We start from the raw sequence: 23429 nt of genomic DNA on the forward strand, positions 1-23429 counted from the left end.
AACTAATTAAATATACATGTTTACAATAGCTTCATACAGCTCTTGCTTACCGCTTATCTGTTGCGGTTCGCCTACTTTGTGAGCAATTGTGCGCAAATCTTCAAGAGTCAGTTTACCATCTTCGAATGCTTTACCATCTCCATTGTCGAAAGAAGCATAACGATTCTGACGAAGTTTCTTATAATCAGACTTTTCAAGGATATCAGCAGCGATTAAAAGACCACGGGCAAATACATCCATACCCGAAATGTGCGCAATGAACAAATCATCTCTGTCTGTTGAATTACGACGGATCTTAGCATCGAAGTTAACACCGCCATTACCAAGACCTCCTGCCGGAAGCAATACCAGCCAGGCCTGAGCCAGATCGTACAGGTCGATAGGGAACTGGTCTGTATCCCATCCGTTCTGATAGTCGCCTCGGTTAGCGTCGATACTACCCAGAAGCCCTGCATCAACGGCAGCCTGCAATTCATGCTCGAATGTATGGCCTGCCAGTGTGGCATGGTTAACCTCGATATTTACTTTGAAGTCTTTATCCAAACCATAGTTACGAAGGAATCCAATGACAGTCTCTGTATCGAAATCATACTGATGTTTAGTAGGTTCCATCGGTTTAGGTTCAATCAGGAATGTACCTGTAAATCCTTGTTTGCGGGCATAGTCACGGGAGATTGACAGAAAGCGTGCAAGGTGATCTTTTTCACGTTTCATATCCGTATTCAATAAGCTCATATAACCTTCACGACCGCCCCAGAATACATAGTTAGAACCACCCAAAGCGATAGTAGCGTCGATCGCGTTCTTTACCTGAGTAGCTGCACAGGCAACAACGTCAAAATCAGGATTTGTAGACGCTCCGTTCATATAACGCTCATGGCTGAACACATTAGCTGTACCCCACAGAAGTTTAATACCTGAGGCCGCTTGTTTTTCTTTAGCATAATCTACGATAGTTTGTAGATTCTTTTCATACTCTGTCCAGGAACCACCTGCGTCTACTAAGTCTATATCATGGAAACAATAGTATGGTATTCCCATTTTAGTCATAAATTCGAAAGCCGCGTCCATTTTGTATTTGGCATTGCTGATAGCATCATTGCCGATATTCCACGGATGATGGATAGTTGCCCCGCCGAACGGATCGCCGCCGTTAGCGCACAATGTATGCCAGTAAGCCATAGCAAAACGCATCCAGTCTTTCATGCTCTTGCCCATCACTACTTTATTCTCATCGTAGAAACGATAAACTAACGGGTTTTTGCTTTCTTTTCCTTCAAATTTGATTTTTCCGATTCCCGGAAAGAATTCTTTTGTACCTTTTAAAATTTCCATAATTAAATTTGTTATTTAAAATGATTGATCAATGTATAATAATTTTACTTTTTCGCTTCTATCAGGAATGTGTTAATAGACTTCATCTTCATATCCGCGGTCATCATCTGGTCATCTACTTTAATCCTCAGAATCCGGTTGGCATCTTCCTCGTTTGCTGCCACTATCACCACCGAACTGTCAGGATTGAGGAACGCGAGCATGTTTTCATAACTACCTTCAGTAGAAAGACGCTTTGCTCCCGGTTTTATAAAATGGCTGAACTGTTTCATCAGATAATATTCAGGGTTATACCTGTATGTTTTATTTTCCTGATCTACCGAAATCAATGAATTTTGCGGCCATTGCCAGCGGTTGTTTGCAGGGTCTTTATCAAGTGAGATATTCCAGTACATATAAGCAGATATGCCATTGTTAAAGTAATGCTTCATCAAATTCCATATATAGAAACATTGGCTCCATGAATTCTTTCCGTCGCCACACTCACTTTCGGTCTGCATCAGCTTCATTCCGGGATATGTTTCGTGTATCTTGGCAATAGACTCTTTTCCGGCCCATTGGAAGCCGATTTGGGAAATATATTCTCCGCTCTTATTCTGCATGATGGTATCGACCAGCAAAGCATTTCCTCTCTCCATTGTCCCAAACATCACATCTACTCCTATCTCCTTCATTTGCGGCCCCAGATAACCGCCGATAAATGTGCTGAGACCTGCGGCTGTCCATGTACAGGACGGAAATATCTGGCATGAATTAAATTCATTCTGAGGGGCGACCATTCCGATGTTTATGCCTTCATTCTTATAAGCCTCTATAAATTTCCTGAAATATAGGGCATAAGCCTTGAAGTATTCAGGCTCCTGAATAAACATATTTGTTCCTTCCAGATCCTGAGCGGGACTTCCTTCCAGATCATTCACTTTCGGATTCGGCTTACATGCATAATGCTTATTATATTTCATCCATGAAGGCGGACACCAGGGCGATGCCCAGATTTTCACATCAGGATTTATTTTTTGAGCAGCTTTTATGAAAGGTATCAGCGTTTCCTTGTCATTGTCGATAGAAAAGTCTTTCATTTCGAAATCCTTATCCGTTTCATTGTACGAATACCAGTCCCGGGAAAAATCGTTCGCGCCCAAAGGCATGCGGTTGAGCGTAAAATTCATCCCGTCTTCGCTGAACAGGTCTTTTATCACAGCGTCCCGATCTGCATCTTTCAATGCCGAGATAGTAACCCAGCCGAGTTCATTGAAGCACCCGCCAAAACCATCTACGGTCTGTAGATGTTTATCTGTCAATATCGTTACATCAGCTTCAGCAGTTGCCTCTGTCATGACTATCGACGGGTTTTCTACAAAACAGGAATCGGGTGTTGTACTTACCCATTTTACCTGACGGGACTCAGAACACGAACAAACTAAACCGACAAGTCCAATTATACACAATACTTTTTTCATAATTTCCGCTTCTAATTGGTTAACTATTAAATATTATTTTGTCACAAGACTTTTCCAACGCTCATACGCTTCCCTGTATTCCGCCCTATGAGCTGTATCCGGTTCTATCACCGACAATTTTTCGAGCGAAGCGAAAGCCTCTTTATTCGATGCGTACAGCCCGATACCGATACCCGCGCCTTTTGCAGCTCCGGCAGCACCGTCCGTATTGTAGAGTTCTATGGTTGCTCCACTCACACTGGCAAGCGTTTGCGCGAAAACAGGGCTGAGGAACATGTTGGCATAACCGGCTTTTATGGTATGAATATCCATACCCATCCCGCGCATTATCTCCATTCCGTATTCGTATGAGAACACGATGCCTTCCTGAGCTGCGCGGAGTACATCTTTCTTGTCATGTATATTGAAATTAATACCGTGTATAGAACAATTTACATCCTTATTCTCAAGAACACGTTCTGCCCCGTTACCAAACGGGATTATACTTAACCCTTTGGCTCCGACCGGAGATTGAGCAGCCAAGCCGTTCATATCCGCATATGAAAGGCCTTCCAATGCCAGATTACGCTTCAGCCACGAATTGAGGATACCTGTACCGTTGATACACAGCAAAACTCCAAGGCGGGTCAGGGCGGGGGTATAATTAACATGGGCGAATGTATTTACACGCGAAAGTTTATCATAATTGAGTTGATCCAATACGCCATATACAACACCAGATGTTCCGGCCGTAGATGCTATTTCTCCCGGTTCGAATACATTCAGAGACAGCGCATTGTTAGGCTGGTCGCCCGCACGGTAAGAAACAGGAGTACCTTCTTTCAATCCCAGTTCCTTTGCTGCCTCAGCCGACACATTTCCCTGTACGCCAAATATCGGTTTTATCTCAGGGAAAAAGCTTTTCGGTATTCCATAATAGTTGAGTACGTCTTCCGACAATGCATTTGTCTTGAAATCCCAAAAGATACCTTCCGACATACCCTCGATAGTTACCACAATATCTCCTGTAAGTTTCATGCCGATATAGTCGCCAGGAAGCATCAGTTTATCTATTTTTTCAAATACTTGTGGTTCGTTTTCTTTCACCCATGCCAGTTTGGATGCTGTAAAATTACCCGGAGAGTTCAGCAAATGAGAAAGGCATTTTTCTTCACCTATCGCCTTAAAGGCTTTTTCGCCATATGGCACGGCACGGCTATCGCACCAGATAATGGAAGGACGCAGGACATTTTTGTCCTTATCTACCAATACCAATCCATGCATCTGCCAGGTAATACCTATGGCCTGAATATCCTCTCCCTTAGCCCCAGCTTTCTGCATTACCGATTGATGGGCCAGTTTCAGGTTTGTCCACCAGTCGGCAGGGTCTTGTTCCGCCCAGCCTGATTTTACCGCGGTGATTTTCATTTCTTCTTTCGGGAAGAAATCCGATGCAACGATCGTGCCTGTATCGGCTTTTACCAGACAGGCTTTTACAGACGAACTGCCTATGTCGTAACCTAATAAATACATGTTTTTCAAAATTATTAGCCCCCTGTCCCCCAGATGGGGAATAGCCAGAGAGGCAGATTATATACTAGTCTTTCTTTTATTATACTCCTTTTTGTCGAATTTATAGAAGCGGGCAGCCCGGTGAGAAACATCTTTCTGCCTCTCCTCCAATGCCATAACATACGGCATTGCAGCTACCTTTTTATGAAAATTGCGTATATCGATCGCTTTATTGTAGATTGCCTCATACAATTTATGTAACTGGCTTATTGTAAATTTCTGAGGGAGTAGTTCGAAAACAATTGCGGGATCAAATTCTATCCATTGGCGGATCTCGGTCAGGGATTCTTTCACTATCCGGTTATGGTCGAACGGCATTTGTGGAAGTTTGGAGATCGGGCACCACTCTGTCAGTTTATATTTCGAGATATTATTCAGTTTACGGTCCACCTTGGAAAGGGAGAGATAAGCAACGGTTATCAACCTGTTTATATTGGGCTGATAGGCTACATCGAGCCATTTTACATCATCCGGATTCTTTGCACGGTCGGGTGAGGCGAAACAACGGAACTGTTTCAATGACATCCGTTTGATCCCTGTCAATTCAAAAAGAACCCTGTGGGCGGCATCATCTACATCTTCCTCGGTATATATAAGGCTCCCGGGTAATTTCATATCCTTCACCCCTTTTTTATCAGCACCACGCTGAACAAGGAGAATGTTTAGCTGATCGTCTTCAAAGCCAAAGACAACACAGTCTACTGATACATATGTATGGATAAAATTTGCTTTCATGGTATCTTAATCATAGAATGTGATACACGAAAGTACAAATAATATTTACACATCAAACTATTACAGAGAAAAACTTATCGTAAATAATTGTAATACTGCTACTTAAATATCATACACAAGACAATAAGAATACCCGTCATATTGTAATAAATACATTAAGCATCCTTTTACACAAAAGGAGTTACAGGCAAAGATGAGAATTGTATATATATGTTAAAAAAAACAATAAGGCAGAGTGTATTTTTTATTTAAATATTCATTGTATAAATATCTTTTCCGCATTCATACCCCTGTTCATATAAAGAGGTCAGTTTATCCACATCTTTTTCTATGCGGTCTACCAATATGGGTTCTTTCGGACGGATGACGAATATTTGCCCTTTTTCTTCCAGTTTATCAACTAAATCGAGCTGGGCGTTATACAAGCTATTCCGGTTACTTAATGCCTCACGCATAGCCGGATATTTACGATATATGAAAGAAGGTACTTTTATATCTTTGCCTTCCTTGCGGTAGCCTTTGTTGCGGGTAAGTACCACTACGTTTTTGCTGTATCCCTGTTCCATTGCCCGGACAACCGGTACAGAATCGCAGATACCCCCATCGAGCATCGGGATATTATCCACATATGTGATGGGGCATAACAGAGGCAGGCTGCTCGAAGCCTTAACAATATCTATAACACGTTCCTTATTGCTTTTCTCTTCGTAATATTCCGCTTTTCCCGTCAGGCAATTGGATGTCACCATTTCGAAACGGGCGGGAGAAGAGAAATAGGCTTCATAATCGTAGGGAATGATATTATCGGGGAACTCATGGAATAATAAGTCAAAATCCATGATATTGCGTTTCTTAATATAATGTTTGAACCCTATATATTTATATTTAGCCAGCAAGTCGATATTGCTGTATTTGGCACGGCCCCGCTGTTTTGAGATATAAGACAGCCCGTTGCATGCACCGGCAGATACCCCGATTGCGTATGGAAACGTAATATTATTATCCATAAAATAGTCGAGTATGCCACATGTAAAAACCCCGCGCATACCACCGCCTTCCAATACCAGTCCTACATTTGTTGTGTCAGTCATCAGTTATAACATTGATATAATTTCTAAAATTACATATTTTTCCGGACAACAAAAAAGGGAAAAGCCCTGCCCCCGTCATTCATCCGGGGAGCAGGGCTTTTATATATAGAGAAAGAGTGTATACTTCTTATTTCTGGGACATAAGATAATCGCCGTCGTTATTCAGGTGTATCTGCTTTGTTGCAAGCAACTCCCCTTCACTGTCATATATATGCACCAGCTGTTCCGAGCGGCAAGACCACGTGTTTAACTTATCACTCCATTCGGTATAGATAAGATTTATAATCTTTCCCTCACCATTACATTCATAGTCATATTTCTGACTACCGATCCAACCGCCATTACCATCCCATTTATATAAGACTTTTTTCTGAATAAGTCCGTCTGCATTGTAATAATATACAACTTTATCCAACGGACGGCCCATTTCCATATCGTAAGAGATAAGTTCTTTAACTACTCCTGTCGCGGAGATTTCTTCATTGCTATAAACTCTTGTTTTAGGTTCACCTGCATAAAGACTTGTTACTGATAAAAAAGCTGTAAGGACTGAAGTTAAAATAATTGTTTTCATGATTGTATCTTTTATAGTTATTGTTATTTATTTCTTTTCGATTTTTAATCGTTTTCTATTAATATGACGCAACCGGCATGATAATAGTTACAGATTATTTCAATAAAATATTTCATTTAACAATATTTAAATCACTAATAATCAGATGTAATACACAATACATAATAAAATATATACAATAATACTATGTTATACATACTACATAAAATAAAAAATATATTCTGAACAGATAATCACCGGAAAATCAAAACCTTTAACAGCGTGTTACCATTACTGCCAAAGGCTTTGACTTCTCTTTATTATCATTTTATGGCAATTAATTCGCCTGCGGAGTTATAGGTATGAATAAATTCTTTGACATTAGCTGACCAGCTCTTTGATTTTTTATTCCAGTCGGCACGAACTATTTTAGCCACCAGCCCATTATCGTTGTATTCGTAAGTATATTGCTGAAAGTTTGTCCATCCGGAATCGCCATCCCACTTATAAATTGTCTTATTGAATAGCTTATCTGATTTATCATAACTGCAAACTTCCTTCTTAACAGCTTTCAGACCGCTGTCATCAAAGTAAGTATATTCTTTCAATGTACCCCATCCGGTAGGTTCTACATTGGTAAAAATTTTAGGTTCCGGCTCGCCTGCATATAGATTTGTTACAGAGAACAACACAGCTAATATAATGGATAAAAATATCGTTTTCATGATTACACTCTTTTTGGTTTAAAATTTCCTTTTACTGAATTTTATTGAAGCGCTTTCTATTATATATGACGCATATAAAAATAAAACGTTACAGATTCTTGTGGAAAAATAAGGAGATCTTAAAAAAGAACATGTAATTCAATCCGCATTGCTTAATGTTTGATTGCGTATTTCATGAAAATAGATAAAACAAAAGCCTTTGAAATTCTGTAATCAGAATTTCAAAGGCTTAAGTAAGTATATTATATTTTTAATATGCGCGTGCAAATACCACCCGCTGAGCCGACGGCTTACCTGTCACCATACACTTACCCGGTGTTTTACCTCCTTCGAGAGGAATACAACGGATAGTAGCTTTGGTTTCGGCTTTTACCTTTTCTTCTGTTTCGGCTGTTCCATCCCAGTGAGCAAGAATAAAGACACCTTCTTCTATTTTTTCCTTGAATTCGTCATAAGAATCGACAGTGATGGTCTGCGCAGTTCTATGGTCGAAAGCCTTCTTGTATATATTCGCCTGAATTTCATCCAGCAGGTTTTTGATATATACATCAAGTCCGTCGCACGACACAGTCTCCTTTGTCAGTGTATCACGGCGGGCAACTTCTACGGTATTGTTTTCCATGTCGCGCGCACCCATTGCCAGACGTACCGGCACCCCCTTCAATTCGTATTCCGAAAATTTCCAGCCCGGCTTCTTATTATCGGCATTATCATATTTAACACTGATGCCCAATGCTTTCAGCGATTTTACAAGACCATCCACTTTTTCATTGATAAGGGCTAATTGTTCTTCCCCTTTATAGATAGGAACAATTACAACCTGAAACGGAGCGAGTTTTGGAGGAAGCACCAGACCATTATCATCTGAATGTGCCATTATCAATGCGCCTATCAAACGAGTAGAAACGCCCCATGAAGTAGCCCATACATAATCCATTTTACCTTCCTTGTCCGCAAATTTTACATCAAATGCTTTGGCAAAATTCTGGCCTAAGAAGTGTGATGTACCCGATTGCAGAGCCTTACCATCCTGCATCATAGCTTCAATAGTATATGTATCGACAGCTCCTGCAAAACGTTCCGAAGCCGATTTTACACCCTTAATAACAGGCATTGCCATATATTCTTCGGCAAATTGCGCATACACATTCAGCATCTGTACAGTTTCCGCCTCAGCTTCTTCTCTTGTTGCATGAGCGGTATGCCCTTCCTGCCACAAAAATTCGGCTGTACGAAGAAACAGGCGTGTACGCATTTCCCAACGGACAACATTCGCCCACTGGTTTACCAGAATAGGCAAATCACGATAAGACTGTATCCAGTTGCGATAAGTATTCCATATAATAGTCTCTGATGTAGGACGTACAATCAGTTCCTCTTCCAGTTTTGCTTCAGGGTCTACGATTACACCCTTCCCGTCCGGATCGTTCTTCAGGCGGTAATGAGTTACTACAGCACACTCTTTGGCGAAACCTTCCACATGGTCGGCCTCCTTGCTTAAAAATGATTTGGGGATGAAAAGCGGGAAATAAGCATTCATATGCCCTGTTTCTTTGAACATATCGTCCAACTGACGCTGCATTTTTTCCCATATTGCATAGCCATATGGTTTGATCACCATGCAACCACGCACAGCGGAATTCTCCGCTAAATCCGCTTTCAATACCAAATCGAGGTACCACTGACTGTAATCCTTACTTCTTGGTGTCAGTTCTTTTAATTCTTTTGCCATATTTTGTTGAATTTCTCAAAATCGCTACAAAGTTAACAAAAGCCATTAATTAAACTATAGGTAACAAACAGATTTATCAAACTAATAAGATCCCGTTGGAAGGTAAGAAACTACTGCCTGATATTAGGCATATCAATATTAAATACAGTCCCCATATCCGTAACCGAATCAATGCTGATCTTTCCTTTATGAATTCTGATAACTTTGTCAACAAGGGCCAGTCCTATCCCATTTCCATCAATGAACTCCTTGTTTTTACCCCTGTAAAACGGCTTAAAAATATTACCCAGGTCTTCGGCGGGAATGCCGATACCTGTGTCGGTAAAACTTAGATGAATAACATTTTCTTCCGAAGATATTTTAACGGTAGATTTCTTATTATCCGAGAACTTACAGTTGTTTTCCATCAGATTGGCAAAGGCTGTTTTGAGTAAATATTCATTACCTGTAATGATTAGCTCCGCATCACTCTCCGTGGGATGGGAGAACTGCAGTTCAACTTTATACAAAGAATTGGATTTCAATACATCTTCCCTGGCATCCAGCACTATTTCATCGATACGCACTTCGCTCATGGATATCTTACTTTCTTCGTAGCTTGCTTTGGCAAGATCCAATAATCCGTTGACCAGCTTAATTAACCGGGCAGCATCATATTTTGAGTTTTGTAAGGTATTGATATAATCCCCGACAGTGCGCTCTTTCAAAAGTGCATAATCTATCTCGCCGATCAAGGTAGCAAGCGGAGTCCGCAATTCGTGGGATACATTGCTGACAAACATCTTTTGCGATTCGAATGAAGACTCGATAATGTCGAGTGTCTTGTTGAAAGAAGCGGCAAGTTCTCCGAATTCATCGTACTGATTGTAATTCAGCAAACGCAGGTGTAAATTCTTTGCGGTAATATCCTTCATTTTGTCAGACATCATGGAAACAGGTTTCAATGCCCTTCTGGCAAGGAAATACCCTAGTAAAAAAGACAATATGATACACCCAAAAGTCAATACAGCCAGATTAACGACAAGCCTGTGCAACTTATTATAGCCGTACCCATCATATGCCGCTGCAGTGACTACATATCGGGAAGCATTATAGTGAAAAATAAAACCTACAGCCTGATATTTCCCCACATAAAAATCAATGTTCTTTTTACTGTTAATTACATTTCTTATCAACTCGGGTGTTTCCTTTACAATATCTATATCTTTCGCGTCGTGATACAGGAGGCCAAACTGCGTGTCGTAGATAGCGACTTCCACTTCATCAATATACTCGATATTGTTTTTATAGATGGAATGCATTGTTTCGGGGCTGGCTTTAGCTTCAAAGAACAAATTAGCCTTAGAGATACCTTCCTTATACAGATCGTCATAAAACTCAATTTTCCTGTCGTGAGCTGAAACAAAATAGATTATGGTCGCAAAAACTGTAACCAGTACTGCTGTGACAATGGAATACCTGAGCGCTATTTTAGTCTTTATTTTCATTCTTCCGATTTCAGAATAAATCCGACACCCGGGCTTGTACGGATAAGCTTCTTATCAAAACCTTTATCAATTTTGCCTCTCAGGTAGTTAATATATACATCTATAAAATTAGTACCTGTATCGAAGTGTGTATCCCATACCTTTTCGGCTATTTCGGTACGGGGCAATACCCTTTCAGGATTTTCGAGCAGATATTTCAGGAGATTAAACTCTTTCGGGGTCAGTTTTATTTCTTTTTCCATACGGAACACCTTACGGGTGTTCAGCTGCATGACCAGATCATCATATCTTAATTCGGCGGTTACAATTTTTTCCGTCTGGCCGGTATGCCTTTTCAACAAGACATTTATCCGGGCGTTCAACTCCCGTAAATCGAATGGCTTTACCATATAGTCATCCGCACCGGCATCAAATCCATCCAGCTTATCATCTGTCGCTCCCAGAGCCGTAAGCATAATAACAGGAGTATCCGGATATTTACTTTTAATTATCTGGGTCAGTTCGAATCCGTTGTAGTGCGGCAGGATAATATCTGTGATAACCAGATCATAGGAATCTGAGTTAATCAGCCGTTTTCCGGTATCTCCGTCAAAAGCCACGTTAACCTCAAACCCAAATTCCGCTAAACCTTTTTGCAGAAGTTCGGCTATCCGTTTCTCATCTTCTATAACAAGTATTTTTTTCATACTTTACGGGCAAAAGGTATAAAGCAAAGATAGCTTTTTTAAAACTCAATATCCCATATACCACATGTTTTTTGCAAATCGACCAGTGAAGAAGCATACCCTTTCATCGTTTCAAGGTATTGCTCCTGAACCTCGTTATATGTCCGCTGAGCGATCAATACCTCCATAATGCTGGTTTCCCCTCTTTTGTACTTGTAAACCATCCCGTCCAGTATTTTATACGATTCTTCCAGAAGGCCGGTCTGATACTGCCTTACCTTTTTCTTTGCTGCCTCGAAGTGAAAAAAAGCCTGTGAAATCTCAGAATGAAGCCGCAATTCCGTATTTTGCCTCTGCACTTCCGATTGTTCAATACCCAGTTGCGCAACCTTTACCGCCCCCTTGTTAAGATTGGATATTTTCAGGGGAATAGAGATGCCAGCCGTATAGGAACGGGAAGGTGGCATAAATCCATGCCAGTCGCGTTCGTAGTTGAGGGACAAACCCAGATCCGTTTTCCGTTCCGCCTTCACCAACTTTTGCTGATTGACCGAGACCTCAACATTCTTGCGGGCGGCAAGAAGGTCTATACGATTGGACAGCCCTGTGGCAGTAAGCTCCGGGAGCATATAATCCCTGTTTAAAAGATCCCACTTTCCCGATGGAATGTTCAATGTGTCGGATGATCTTCCCATAAACTGATTGAGAACAACCAAAGCGGATTTATAGACTGCTTCCTGTTCGAATACATCGTTGAGCAAAGTTGCGGCTTCCAGTTTCGATTGTCTTGCATCTGTTTCCGTTATTTCCCCCAGTTTAAAGCGGACACTATCCGACCGGCTCAGTTGGAGCATGTATTCATAAGAACTCTTTTTCACGGACAGAAGCTCTTTTTGCTGAATAGCATCCAGAAACAAGTTGGCTGCCTCAGCCCGCAATTCCTGATAATAATATTCCAAAGCCAGATTTTCCAGTTCTGCCTTACTTTTAGCAAGCCGTACCCTTGCACCGCGTTTATTCCCCAACTCCAGGTTATAGGCCAGACCTAAAGTGAAAGTTTCATCGGCGGCTTCAAACACCAAATCGGGATCGGGCAATACCTTTTGGGCAATTATTTCCACTTCGGCTATACTTACATTATATTTTTCCGCTAAATAACCGAGATTATTTCTGCCGACCCGGTTTAGAAATTCGGAGAAAGATATCGCTTGCTGCGTCCCATCCACAGAATTTTGCGACCGGATACCAGTCACAAAATTCACAGAGATGAAACTTATTATTATTATGGATTTCAATTTATTAATTTTCATACTCAGGTTCTTTTCTTGATTTTTCAACTCTCGACTCTATCAGATAATAGAAAGCAGGCAGGGCAAATAATGTAATAACGGTAGAGAATATCAGCCCGTAAACGATAACTGTAGCCAGCGGACGCTGCACATCGGAACCTATCCCTGTTGCCAGGGAAGCAGGCAGCAAACCCAATATGGCTACCGTAGCAGTCATCAGCACCGGGCGGAAACGATGGCGGGAACCATCGGATACCGCTTTCAGGAGAGGCATACCGTTCTTGCGCAAACCGTTGATATGCGAGATCATGATCACCCCGTTCTGGATAGCTACCCCGAACAGGGCGATAAAGCCAACGGCAGAAGATACGTTCAGGGTCATGCCCCGTACATTCAGCGCCAGCATACCCCCGAACAGAGCAAGCGGAACAATGGAAAGCACAAGGCCTGCCTGCCGGAACTTACCGAATGCGGTATAAAGAAGGACAAACATTATGGACAATGCTAACGGAACGATAACCGCCAACCGGGAATAAGCCCTGTTCTTATTTTCGAACTGCCCTCCCCATTTGATATGATAATCATTGTGGTCATATTTTACATTCTTTTCAATGGAGCGTTGCGCCTCATCCAAAAATGAAGCCAGATCCCGCCCGCGAAGATTTAATTTCACCGTCAGATGACGTTTGTTCATTTCGCGTGTAATGGTACTCTCTCCCGTGCTCATTTTAATATCCGCGACCTGCGACAAGGGGATCTTTGCTCCGGCAGGCGATGTAAGCATCAGTCCTGCAATTTTTTCAGGCGTATTGCGCGAATTTTCTTCATACTTGCAGGTAATATCATATACCCTGTCGTTCTGGTAAACCTGCGATATAGCTTTCCCTCCGATGGCAACTTCGATCAGGTCGCTTACATCCGAAACATTCAAACCATAGCGTGCAATGGCATCCCGGTTCATGTAAACCTGGAGCTGGGGTAAAGGCGGTTCCTGGTCTATATCCAGATCTACCGCGCCCTCCACACTTTTCAATGTGTTCATTATATCTTCGGCAATCCTCCGTGTCTCTTTAAATTCGTCGCCATACACTTTGACAACCAGTTCGCTGTGAGCCCCTGCAATTTTATCCATTACCCCGTCGATCATAGGCTGACTGAAACCTACACGGAAACCCGGTAACGATTCATACTCTTTCGCCAATTCGTCTATCAGGTCGTTCTTGGTTTTCCCTCCGGGCCATTCATTATATGGCTTTATGCCTACCGACACTTCGTAATGCGATGGGGTGAAAGGGTCTGTTCCATCATCGTTCCGTCCCGCCTGAACGGCAATATATGTAACTTCGGCATATTTCATTGTCCGTTGACGAAGCGTATCGGACAGCTCCCTCGATTTTTCCACTGATATCCCCGGTGGCAAGTTTACCTGCATCCAGATCGAACCCTCGTCGAGTACCGGAAGAAAATCCTTTCCGACAAACATAGTCAGGCCAATGGCACAAATGAAAATCACCGCAACGGATGCAATCACTTTTCGGGGTTTTTCCAATATCTTGTTTATCGCAGCGGAATATTTCAAAGTGAGTTTTTCCAGCCATTTGTTATGATATACTTTCTTCGGTTTACAGTACAAAGCATATCCGATGCCCGGCATCAGGAACAAAGCTACCAACAAGGCTCCAAAAAGGGCATAGCTCACAGTAAATGCCATAGGTGTAAACAACTTGCGTTCGACACGCTCGAAAGCAAAAAGGGGCAGATATGCAGTGATAATAATGACAGTGGCAAAAGCAATTGGCTTGGCAACCTCTATAACACGTTTCGATATGCTTTTTTCGTCCAGATATTCCTGTAGATGATCTTCCCGCTTTTTGAGTATCGTCTCCAGCATCACAATAGCCCCGTCAACTATGATACCGAAATCAATAGCGCCCAATGACAGCAGGTTAGCGGGAATATCGGTCAAATGCATCAATATAAAGGCTATAAGCAACGATACAGGGATAGTAACGGCCACCAGCAAAGCTCCGCGCCAGCTTCCCAGAAAGACGATAAGTACAACGGTAACCAAGACCATTCCTTCGAGCAGGGTCCGTGATACGGTGTGAAGGGTTGTATCCACCAGTTCGGTACGGTCGAGAAAGGTATGGATATTTACCCCATCGGGCAGGATCTCATTATTCAGCTCGTTTACTGCATTTTTGATGCCTTCCAGTACAGTGGAAGGATTTTCATGCTTCAGTAGCAGGACTATACCTTCTATGCTTTCCGAATATTCACGTTTACGGTCGGTGTATCCGAAAACACCTTTTCTTTCAAGATTTCCATACTTAAGCTTACCTATGTCATTCAAGAAGACCGGAACACCGTTTTCCGAGCTAACGACAATTTTACCCAAATCCTCCAAACCGGATATAAGGCCGATACCACGTACCACATAGCCCAAGTCGCCACGGTTCAGCACGCTGCCGCCGACATTGGAATTATTGTTCTTTATAGCATCAATCACCTGATTTAGAGAAAGGTGATACTGCTCCAGTTTCTGAGGGTCTACCTCTACCTGATACTGGGTGGTTATCCCTCCGAAGTTGCTTACATCGGCCACACCCGGCACCTGCTTTATCCGTGGGATGATTACCCAGTTTTGCAGGTCAGTGATCTCTCTCAAAGAGTGTTTGTCGCTTTCAATGATATAGCGATAAATTTCTCCTGTCGGCGACGTCAGCGGGTCCAGTCCCGGCACAGCGCCATATGGCAGCTCCACTTCATCGAGCCTTTCCTGAACCCGTTGGCGGCTCCAGTAATCCTCTGTTCCGTCTTCGAACACGACAGTTATCATCGACAATCCAAAAGTACTCTTGCTTCGCATGACATGCATACCCGGCAAGCCGTTCAAGGCCCTTTCGATAGGTATTGTTATCTGTTGCTCTACCTCTTCCGCTGCCAGTCCCGGCACCTGGGTCACTACCTGAGAGGTAACATCGGCAATATCGGGATAGGCTTCGATGGATAACTGCTTCCATGAATAATATCCGAAAAAACAGAGTATAATGAAAAGGCAGAGTATAACCCAGCGCTTTTGGATCACTGTCAACATTAAATCTTTTTTCATAACTCGTTTATTTTAAATAATATCCACCTTCACTGATTATCTTACTGCCAGATCCCAGTCCTTCTGCGATCACGGCTTTTCCGTTTTTCGAAACCTCTACTTCCACCGGTGTACGCACATAGGTATCGGGTGCTGATAGTACATATACATAACTGTATTTCTCGCCCTGCAATAAGGCTGTCTCAGGTATATGGACAAAGCCTGACGATTTGTCGAGGAAGTGTACAGTGGTATACATCCCTATTTTGAGTAATTCTTCTTTATTATCGCAAACAGACAATACTTTTATAGAACGGGTAGCTTCGTCCACAGCTTCTTCTATATGGAATACTTTCCCTTTGACAATTTTGCCGGGATATGCCTGTATATGCATTTCAATATCATCTTCTTCGTGGATAAACCGTATATCCTTTTCTTTTACCTGAGCTGTGACCCACACCTGTGAGAGATCGGCAATAGTGACTATGGGTTCGGAATCATCTTTGATGTATTGCCCCGTCACAATATTGTTTCCGATAACGTTCCCCGAAATCGGGGAACGTACGATCAAAGATTGCCCCAGCACCATATTTTCAGGGGTTACCTGAAAGACCAGAAGCGCGGCATGTGCATTTTCGTACTCTTTTTCGGCTATCTGCAAAGCGCTTAATGCTTCTTCCAACTCCTTTTGTGAACCGACTCCGTTCTCTATCAGATCCTCTTTGCGCTTCAATTCTTTTTGGACCAGTTCTTTCGCTGAATGCGCCTGATAGAAATCTTTCTGAGCCGATGTAAAGTCAGGGGAATTTATCTCGAACAAAGGGGTATTTGCACTTACACGCTGCCCCATTTTAATATACGATTTGACAATCCGTCCCGAAAAAGGCGGCGCTATGTATGCAAACTGCGTAGGAATAGGCTGAACTGTTCCTGCCGTTATCACTTCTCTCGAATATGGCTCTACCTCTACATCCGATAATTTTATCTTTGAAGTAAGGATATTATCACTGCCTATATAAACAGTATCCCCTTTCACGTGATAGCCTTTCACCTCATTTTCCACATCTTTGTTTTTACAGGCAGTAAAGCATATTACCGATGACAGTAATACAACCTGCAATTGTACCTGATACTTCATATTCATCTTTTTAGGATTATTATTTCGCTGCAAAAGTAGGGTATTACGTTTTCTCAGAATGTTAGAGAAGTATTAGGATATCATTAGAAAACCATTAGAAGAGAATGTTTGATTTTTGGAAAATAATTTATCTATATAGGTAGCTGATAGCTGGTAGATCTTTGACGTATTGATTAAAGCAGTTACGAGTTACTTCGCCCTAGGGCAGTTACGAGTTACAAGTTAGTTCTCTGTTTACTGCTAACTGTTTACTGTTAACTGATATATGTATTGCAACAATAAATGCAGTTCCAATCAATGGCTCATAGATATAACCGAGTCCGCAGAATGCACCTATAGCTGCGGTGCGCCATAATGTGGCCGCCCCGAAAGCTACGAACGCATTAGTACGCAATCCTGCCACACGTTGACGCAACTGGCATTCGAGTCCTATACATGCCCAGGAATAGAGCCAGTCCTATATTTGTTGTAAATGAAATCATTGTTATTTATATTTTTACAGCCATCTCAAAAATTTGCGGACATACCAACCCTTTATCAGTTGAGTCAAAAAGCAATAACTCAAAAGGATGCCTATCAACCAAGGAAAATAAGACCAGGGCAGCGGAGCAAAACCTATAGATGCACCAAGGCCGGTAAATGGAATGACAATCCCTACTGCCATTACGGCAAAAGTGGTCATCATAACAGGCAGTGAAGCCCGGCTTTGTATGAATGGTATTTTCCGGGTACGTATCATATGTACAATAAGCGTCTGGGAAAGCAGTCCTTCGATAAACCAGCCCGACTGAAACAGCGACTGATCATCGGGAGTGGTACATTTGAATATATACCACATCACCAGATAAGTCGCAATATCGAATATAGAACTTATCGGCCCTATCCGTATCATAAAGCGCCTGAGATCCGAAGCATCCCATTTGCGTGGTTTCCGCAGATACTCTTTGTCCACGTTGTCGAAGGGAATAGTTATCTGAGAAATATCGTAAAGCAGATTCTGAATGAGCAAATGTATTGGCAACATTGGCAGAAAGGGCAAAAATGCGCTTGCCGCAAGAACGCTGAACATATTCCCAAAGTTGGAACTGGCTGTCATCTTGATATATTTCGTGATATTCCCGAATATCTTTCTTCCTTCGACAACACCCCTTTCCAGCACCATCAGGTCTTTCTCGAGCAGAATAATATCCGCCGACTCCTTGGCAATATCCACTGCCGTGTCCACAGAAATACCGATATCAGCCTGACGCAATGCGGCAGCATCATTTATCCCGTCTCCCAAGAAGCCTACCGTATTGTTATGGCTTTGCAGTATTTCTATTATCCTCGACTTTTGTAAAGGGGTCAGCTTTGCGAAAATATTGGTTTTGACAACTTTTTTTTCAAGTTCATCATTGTCCATCGTTTCAATCTGTGGCCCCAATAAAATATTCCCGGCATTAATACCGACCTGCATACAGACATTTTTAGTTATCAAGGCATTGTCTCCCGAAAGCACTTTTACTTCCACACCATGTTCGTACAAAGCTTTGATAGCTTCAGAGGCTGACGCTTTAGGAGGATCGAGAAAAGCGAGATAACCTATAAGTACCATTTCGGATTCATCTTCTACAGCGAAAGAATGCTCCTTCTGCACCCAGCTTTTATGAGCGATACCTAACACTCTCATTCCCTTCATGTTGAGTTGCGCCCCTACATTAAGCAAATTGTCCTTTATCTGTTTTGTTATCGTAACCGCCTTGCCCTCAAATTCAGCATATTTACAGATAGACACAATCTCTTCGATAGCCCCTTTCGTTATAATTTGCCGTTTGCCTTGTTTATCCTCAACAATAACAGACATCCGGCGGCGGTTAAAATCGAAAGGTATTTCATCTACCTTATTATATTCTTTGCCTAAATCCTGAAACTGAAGTTCTTCGCAATGGGCCAGTATAGCTTTGTCCATCAGATTCTTCAGCCCTGTCTGGAAGAAGCTGTTGAAATAGGCATGCCGGAGCACTCTCAAACTATCATTGCCTTCGACATCGAGATATCTTTCAAGTATGATCTTATCTTGTGTTAAAGTGCCTGTTTTATCTGTGCAAAGAATATTCATAGCCCCGAAATTCTGGATAGAGTTGAGATTCTTCACAATCGTTTTATGCCTGGCCATCTTGACGGCCCCTTTAGCCAGATTGGAGGTAACTATCATCGGAAGCATCTCAGGAGTAAATCCCACAGCCACCGATATAGCAAAAAGAAAAGCTTCGAACCAGTCCCCTTTTGTAAATCCATTGATAAAGAATACAAAAGGGACCATCAACAACATGAACCGTATAAGGAGAAGGCTGATATTGTTAATCCCCCTGTCAAAACTGGTCTGGGAACGTTTTCCCACAATATTCCGGGCAATAGTTCCCAGATAAGAATTACTGCCGGTGTTGATAACGATTGCCTTAGCGGAGCCGCTAACCACATTCGAACCCATGAAACATATATTGTTCAGTTCTATAACACTTCCTGTTTTCGGAGAATGCTCTATAAGGTGAGGGGTCTTTTCCACTGCATCGGATTCTCCCGTAAGAGAAGACTGGCTAACGAATAAATCTTTTGCTTCTACAATCCGGACATCTGCGGGGACCATATCGCCAGCCGAAAGGAATATAACATCTCCGGGAACCAGATCGACTATATTTATATCGGTATATGCCTCCGAACCTTTACGGAAAACGGAGACTTTATTGTTTACCATCTTTTTGAGGGCTTCGCCGGCCTTGTTAGACTTCCACTCCTGATAGAAACGGAGCAGACCACTCAATGTTACCATGGAAGTTATGATTACCACGGTTATCCATTCCCTTTTGTCGGGTGCAGCCAGAATGACATCGAGTATAATGGAGATGACCGCTAAAAACATCAATATTCCGATAAATGGATTGATAAAAGCTTTTATGAGTATGATAAACCACTTATTATTGCTCTCTGTTATTATCTCATTTTTGCCGAAAATCCTCAGTCTTTCCGCAGCTTCTGCAACATACAACCCTTCTCTTCGCGAATCCAGCAAAGAGTAAATGTGCTTGTTAGAGTGTGATGCTGCCTGGAATAGTTTTTCGCTATTGAATTGATACTGGGTATTCTGCGTTTTGTTCCATTTGAAAAGCCTCATAATATCATAACTTTTAATGGTTCTTATTTTTTTTGCCACAAAAGTAGGGTTATGATATCCGGAAGACTGTTAGAGATGTATTAGAATATTATTAGAAATGTATTAGAGATTTATTCCTTATGTTAAAATTGGTAGAACAGGTGTTAAAGCCAAACAAAGTTCGGAAATTTTTTGTTTTGACTTTTCTGGGATATAAAAAAGGAGTCAGATATAATATCTGACCCCCTTGCTGTTTTCCGTCGGGATACCAGGATTCGAACCTGGGACCCCCTGCTCCCAAAGCAGGTGCGCTAACCGGACTGCGCTACATCCCGTTTTTTCGTATAGCGGTGCAAAGGTATGACATTTTTTTATATTTCAAAACAAATAAACAAAAAATTACGAAACATATTTTTCGTCACTTTTTAATTCTTATATAAATAAGCATTTTAATACCATATAAAATAGCATAGATAAATTTATTCTGTTAAATAGCAGATGAAATATCAACAGGTGGTTTTTTTGTTTATTTTTGCATCTAAATCTCAAATCTTATAATTATGGTTAAAAAGGTATTCTTTTCTTTAGGGCTACTAATGCTTTCATTTTCAGCGTATGCGCAAAATCTTCAACTGCATTTCGATCCGCGTCATGCATTACATGGAGACAAAATCTCCGAAAAAAACTATTTCACGGCAACATTTGAAATGTTCAAGCCTGATAAATGGGGTTCGACATTTATGTTTGTGGATTTGGATTTTAACCAAAGCCGGGGAAACATTGGTACTATGTATCTCGAAATTGCCCGCGACATTAAATTAGGCAAAAGTCCCGTTATGGCTCATGTCGAGTTTAATGGAGGAGTAGGAAATGCCAAAAGCTTTGGGTTCTCAATAGCAAATGCGTACATGGCCGGTGCATCATACTCTACAATGGTAGGTAAAGCCATTTTAGGAACGTATGTTGTATATAAATACAATGCTTTTGAGAAAGTAAGTAATGACGTACAATGGACCGTTACATGGGGTGTCGACTTATGCGACAACAAATTCAGGGTTTGCGGCTTCATGGATGTCTGGACACAAAACAAGGCTAAATCCCATGCGGATACCCAAAGCGGTAAAGAAATCGTATTCCTGACCGAACCTCAGTTCTGGTATAATGTTACCCCTAACCTGGCTTTAGGTAGTGAAATAGAAATCAGCAATAATTTCCTCACGAAGAAAGACAAGGCCTATATCAACCCTACAATAGCCGCTAAGTGGAACTTCTAAGATTTGAAAAACAATGAAAAATCTCCTCGAAAAAACGTTCAAACTAACAGAGAATAAGACCACCATCCGCAAGGAACTTCTTGCCGGGCTTATTACTTTCCTGACCATGTCATACATACTGATAGTCAATCCTAGTATATTATCGACTACCGGTATGGACAAAGACGCCCTGTTCACTGCAACAGCTCTGGCTACAATCTTCGCGACCCTGATGATGGCTCTCTACGCCAAACTTCCGATAGCGCAAGCTCCCGGAATGGGCTTAAATGCTTTCTTTGCATTCACCATCTGCGGCGTAATGGGATATTCCTGGCAATTTGCCCTGACTGCTGTATTCATCGAAGGCATCATCTTTATACTCCTCACATTCTTCAATGTACGGGAGTTGATAGTAAAGAGCATACCGAAGGTATTGAAAGACGCCATACCTGTCGGGATAGGTCTCTTTATCACTCTGATCGGACTAAAGAATGCCGGAATAGTGGTGTCAAGCCCGGCCACACTGGTCGCACTGGGTGACTTTTCCCAACATAGCGTATGGATCGCCTTCTTAGGTCTGATTGTTACTGCTGTACTATTCGTAAGGAACATAAACGGCTCCATACTGATCGGAATAGTTGTGGCAACTATCTTCGGTATCATTCTGGGCGATGTAACACTACCAGACTCCAGTATCATCAGTACACCGCCATCTATCGCACCTATCTTTGCCCAATTCGAATGGGACCATATCTTATCGTTCAATATGCTAGTGGTGGTATTCACCCTCCTGTTCGTTAACCTCTTCGACACTGTAGGCACATTGATCGGCGTTGTTTCCAAAGCAGGGCTGGCCGATGAAGACGGCAACTTCCCTCAAATGAAAAAAGCTCTGTTCTCCGATGCATTAGGAACTACAGTAGGCTCTATCTTAGGTACAAGCACCATTACCGCATATGTGGAAAGCGCATCAGGCGTAGCATCGGGCGGACGTACCGGACTAACCTCTGTCAGTACCGCTATGATGTTTATACTTGCCCTGTTCTTTGCTCCGTTATTCCTGATGGTTCCGGCAGCAGCTACATCTCCGGCTCTTATTATTGTCGGGCTGTTTATGATCTCTTCTGTAGCCAAGATTAACTTCAGTGACATGAGCGAGGGACTTCCCGCATTCCTTACCATCGTATTTATGCCTTTCACTTATAGCATTGCCGAAGGTATTGTATTTGGTATGCTAAGCTTCGCTTTCATTAAGGTATGCGCCGGAAAATACAAAGATGTATCAGCCACAGTATATGTAATCGCCATATTATTCCTGTTAAAGATAATTCTGGATGCATCTCATATCATGAGTAATGCCGCCGGTTGAACAAACAACATGATGATATAACTCACAGTCCCTCCCCTCTTAACCGACCGGAGGGACTTCTGGTTTTTATATCTGCAATTTGCCACTAAAATGCTTATCTTTGCGTAAAAGATAATCCCTATATGAAATACAGCGACATACTTCTCGACTTAGACGACACACTGATAGACACCATAGAGAATACCCGCCTCACATTAACAGAAATATATGATGACTATGCATTCAGCCGCTACTTCCCGTCCTTCCATGACTTCTATACCATCTATTACGCAAATGTAAGCCATTTGTGGGAACTCTACGGCAGAGGACAGATCACCAAGCAGACACTGCAACGCGAACGCTTTATAGGCCCTCTGAACAGCATAGAAGAAGTCTCCGAAGAGCAGGCTCTGGCTATAAACGACGATTTCATAGCCCGGATAATGAAAAAAGGCGTATTGGTAGAAGGCGCAAAAGAACTGCTGGACTACCTGCATCCCCGTTACAGGATACATATTCTCTCCAACGGCTTCACCGAAATGCAATACATAAAGATGGAAAGCGCCGGTATTTCATCTTACTTCGATAAGGTTATCCTGTCCGACAAAGTCGGGGTGAACAAGCCGCATCCGGATATATTCACTTATGCCCTGACAGAAATCGGGGTTAAACCCGAAAACATCATAATGGTTGGTGACAACCTGTTTACAGACATTGGCGGGGCCTACAACAGCGGACTGGACCAGATATGGTATAACCCCAAAAACAAGTCCTCCGAAGATTTCGAGCCGACCCACACAGTCGCCAGACTGGAAGAGATCAGGGACATTCTGTAAAGACAGAAAC

17 protein-coding genes and 1 tRNA gene are annotated in these 23429 nt (G+C 42.1%); 3 read left to right on the forward strand and 15 right to left on the reverse strand.

Features of this window, described 5'->3' with window-relative positions; all coding sequences use genetic code 11:
* Positions 1 to 6: 6 nt before the first annotated feature.
* The 15 genes from xylA to ACYQ3L_RS24195 all read right to left on the reverse strand — a co-directional run bounded on the left by xylA (position 7) and on the right by ACYQ3L_RS24195 (position 20317).
* Entirely contained in the window at positions 7 to 1335 is a 1329-nt protein-coding gene (gene xylA, locus ACYQ3L_RS24125) for a xylose isomerase (protein WP_379999521.1), read from the reverse strand.
* Between the two features lie 44 nt (positions 1336 to 1379).
* Positions 1380 to 2795, reverse strand: a complete 1416-nt coding sequence (locus tag ACYQ3L_RS24130; RefSeq protein WP_379999518.1) for a glycoside hydrolase family 30 protein — start codon at positions 2793 to 2795, stop codon at positions 1380 to 1382.
* 33 nt (positions 2796 to 2828) lie between these two features.
* A complete protein-coding gene (locus ACYQ3L_RS24135) occupies positions 2829 to 4307 on the reverse strand; it encodes a xylulokinase (RefSeq protein WP_379999516.1) in 1479 nt (492 codons plus the stop codon).
* Positions 4308 to 4364: 57 nt separating this feature from the next.
* Positions 4365 to 5081: an NUDIX hydrolase gene (locus ACYQ3L_RS24140; protein WP_379999514.1), complete on the reverse strand. Its 717-nt coding sequence runs from the start codon at positions 5079 to 5081 to the stop codon at positions 4365 to 4367.
* A 248-nt stretch (positions 5082 to 5329) separates the two neighbouring features.
* Positions 5330 to 6172: a patatin-like phospholipase family protein gene (locus ACYQ3L_RS24145; protein WP_379999512.1), complete on the reverse strand. Its 843-nt coding sequence runs from the start codon at positions 6170 to 6172 to the stop codon at positions 5330 to 5332.
* A gap of 127 nt (positions 6173 to 6299) precedes the next feature.
* A complete protein-coding gene (locus tag ACYQ3L_RS24150) occupies positions 6300 to 6746 on the reverse strand; it encodes a DUF3836 domain-containing protein (RefSeq protein ID WP_379999510.1) in 447 nt (148 codons plus the stop codon).
* 302 nt (positions 6747 to 7048) lie between these two features.
* Positions 7049 to 7453, reverse strand: a complete 405-nt coding sequence (locus tag ACYQ3L_RS24155; RefSeq protein ID WP_379999590.1) for a DUF3836 domain-containing protein — start codon at positions 7451 to 7453, stop codon at positions 7049 to 7051.
* A gap of 247 nt (positions 7454 to 7700) precedes the next feature.
* Positions 7701 to 9182 (reverse strand): proline--tRNA ligase, encoded by a 1482-nt coding sequence (gene proS / locus ACYQ3L_RS24160; RefSeq protein WP_379999508.1) that lies wholly within the window; start codon positions 9180 to 9182, stop codon positions 7701 to 7703.
* Between the two features lie 110 nt (positions 9183 to 9292).
* Positions 9293 to 10669 carry a HAMP domain-containing sensor histidine kinase gene (locus tag ACYQ3L_RS24165; protein WP_379999506.1) on the reverse strand — a complete coding sequence of 459 codons (1377 nt, stop codon included), beginning with the start codon at positions 10667 to 10669 and terminating at the stop codon, positions 9293 to 9295.
* Positions 10666 to 11355 (reverse strand): response regulator transcription factor, encoded by a 690-nt coding sequence (locus tag ACYQ3L_RS24170; RefSeq protein WP_379999504.1) that lies wholly within the window; start codon positions 11353 to 11355, stop codon positions 10666 to 10668. The genes ACYQ3L_RS24165 and ACYQ3L_RS24170 overlap by 4 nt, the downstream gene beginning before the upstream one ends.
* Before the next feature lie 38 nt (positions 11356 to 11393).
* The gene (locus ACYQ3L_RS24175; RefSeq protein WP_379999502.1) at positions 11394 to 12644 is read right to left on the reverse strand and encodes a TolC family protein; all 1251 of its coding nucleotides are present in this window, start codon (positions 12642 to 12644) and stop codon (positions 11394 to 11396) included.
* Positions 12634 to 15735: an efflux RND transporter permease subunit gene (locus tag ACYQ3L_RS24180; protein WP_379999500.1), complete on the reverse strand. Its 3102-nt coding sequence runs from the start codon at positions 15733 to 15735 to the stop codon at positions 12634 to 12636. The genes ACYQ3L_RS24175 and ACYQ3L_RS24180 overlap by 11 nt, the downstream gene beginning before the upstream one ends.
* Before the next feature lie 7 nt (positions 15736 to 15742).
* Positions 15743 to 16852 carry an efflux RND transporter periplasmic adaptor subunit gene (locus tag ACYQ3L_RS24185; protein ID WP_379999497.1) on the reverse strand — a complete coding sequence of 370 codons (1110 nt, stop codon included), beginning with the start codon at positions 16850 to 16852 and terminating at the stop codon, positions 15743 to 15745.
* Positions 16853 to 17348: 496 nt separating this feature from the next.
* Positions 17349 to 20003: a magnesium-translocating P-type ATPase gene (mgtA, locus tag ACYQ3L_RS24190; RefSeq protein WP_379999494.1), complete on the reverse strand. Its 2655-nt coding sequence runs from the start codon at positions 20001 to 20003 to the stop codon at positions 17349 to 17351.
* Between the two features lie 239 nt (positions 20004 to 20242).
* Positions 20243 to 20317 (reverse strand) — tRNA-Pro (locus ACYQ3L_RS24195).
* Positions 20318 to 20542: 225 nt separating this feature from the next.
* Here ACYQ3L_RS24195 and ACYQ3L_RS24200 point away from each other — a divergent pair.
* From ACYQ3L_RS24200 to ACYQ3L_RS24210, 3 genes are all read left to right on the forward strand, one after another.
* Positions 20543 to 21256 (forward strand): DUF5020 family protein, encoded by a 714-nt coding sequence (locus ACYQ3L_RS24200; RefSeq protein ID WP_379999491.1) that lies wholly within the window; start codon positions 20543 to 20545, stop codon positions 21254 to 21256.
* A gap of 13 nt (positions 21257 to 21269) precedes the next feature.
* A complete protein-coding gene (locus ACYQ3L_RS24205) occupies positions 21270 to 22604 on the forward strand; it encodes an NCS2 family permease (protein ID WP_379999489.1) in 1335 nt (444 codons plus the stop codon).
* 122 nt (positions 22605 to 22726) lie between these two features.
* Complete coding sequence (locus ACYQ3L_RS24210; RefSeq protein WP_379999486.1) at positions 22727 to 23419, forward strand: YjjG family noncanonical pyrimidine nucleotidase; 693 nt, start codon at positions 22727 to 22729, stop codon at positions 23417 to 23419.
* Positions 23420 to 23429 lie beyond the last annotated feature (10 nt).

This window comes from Dysgonomonas termitidis (assembly GCF_054657735.1).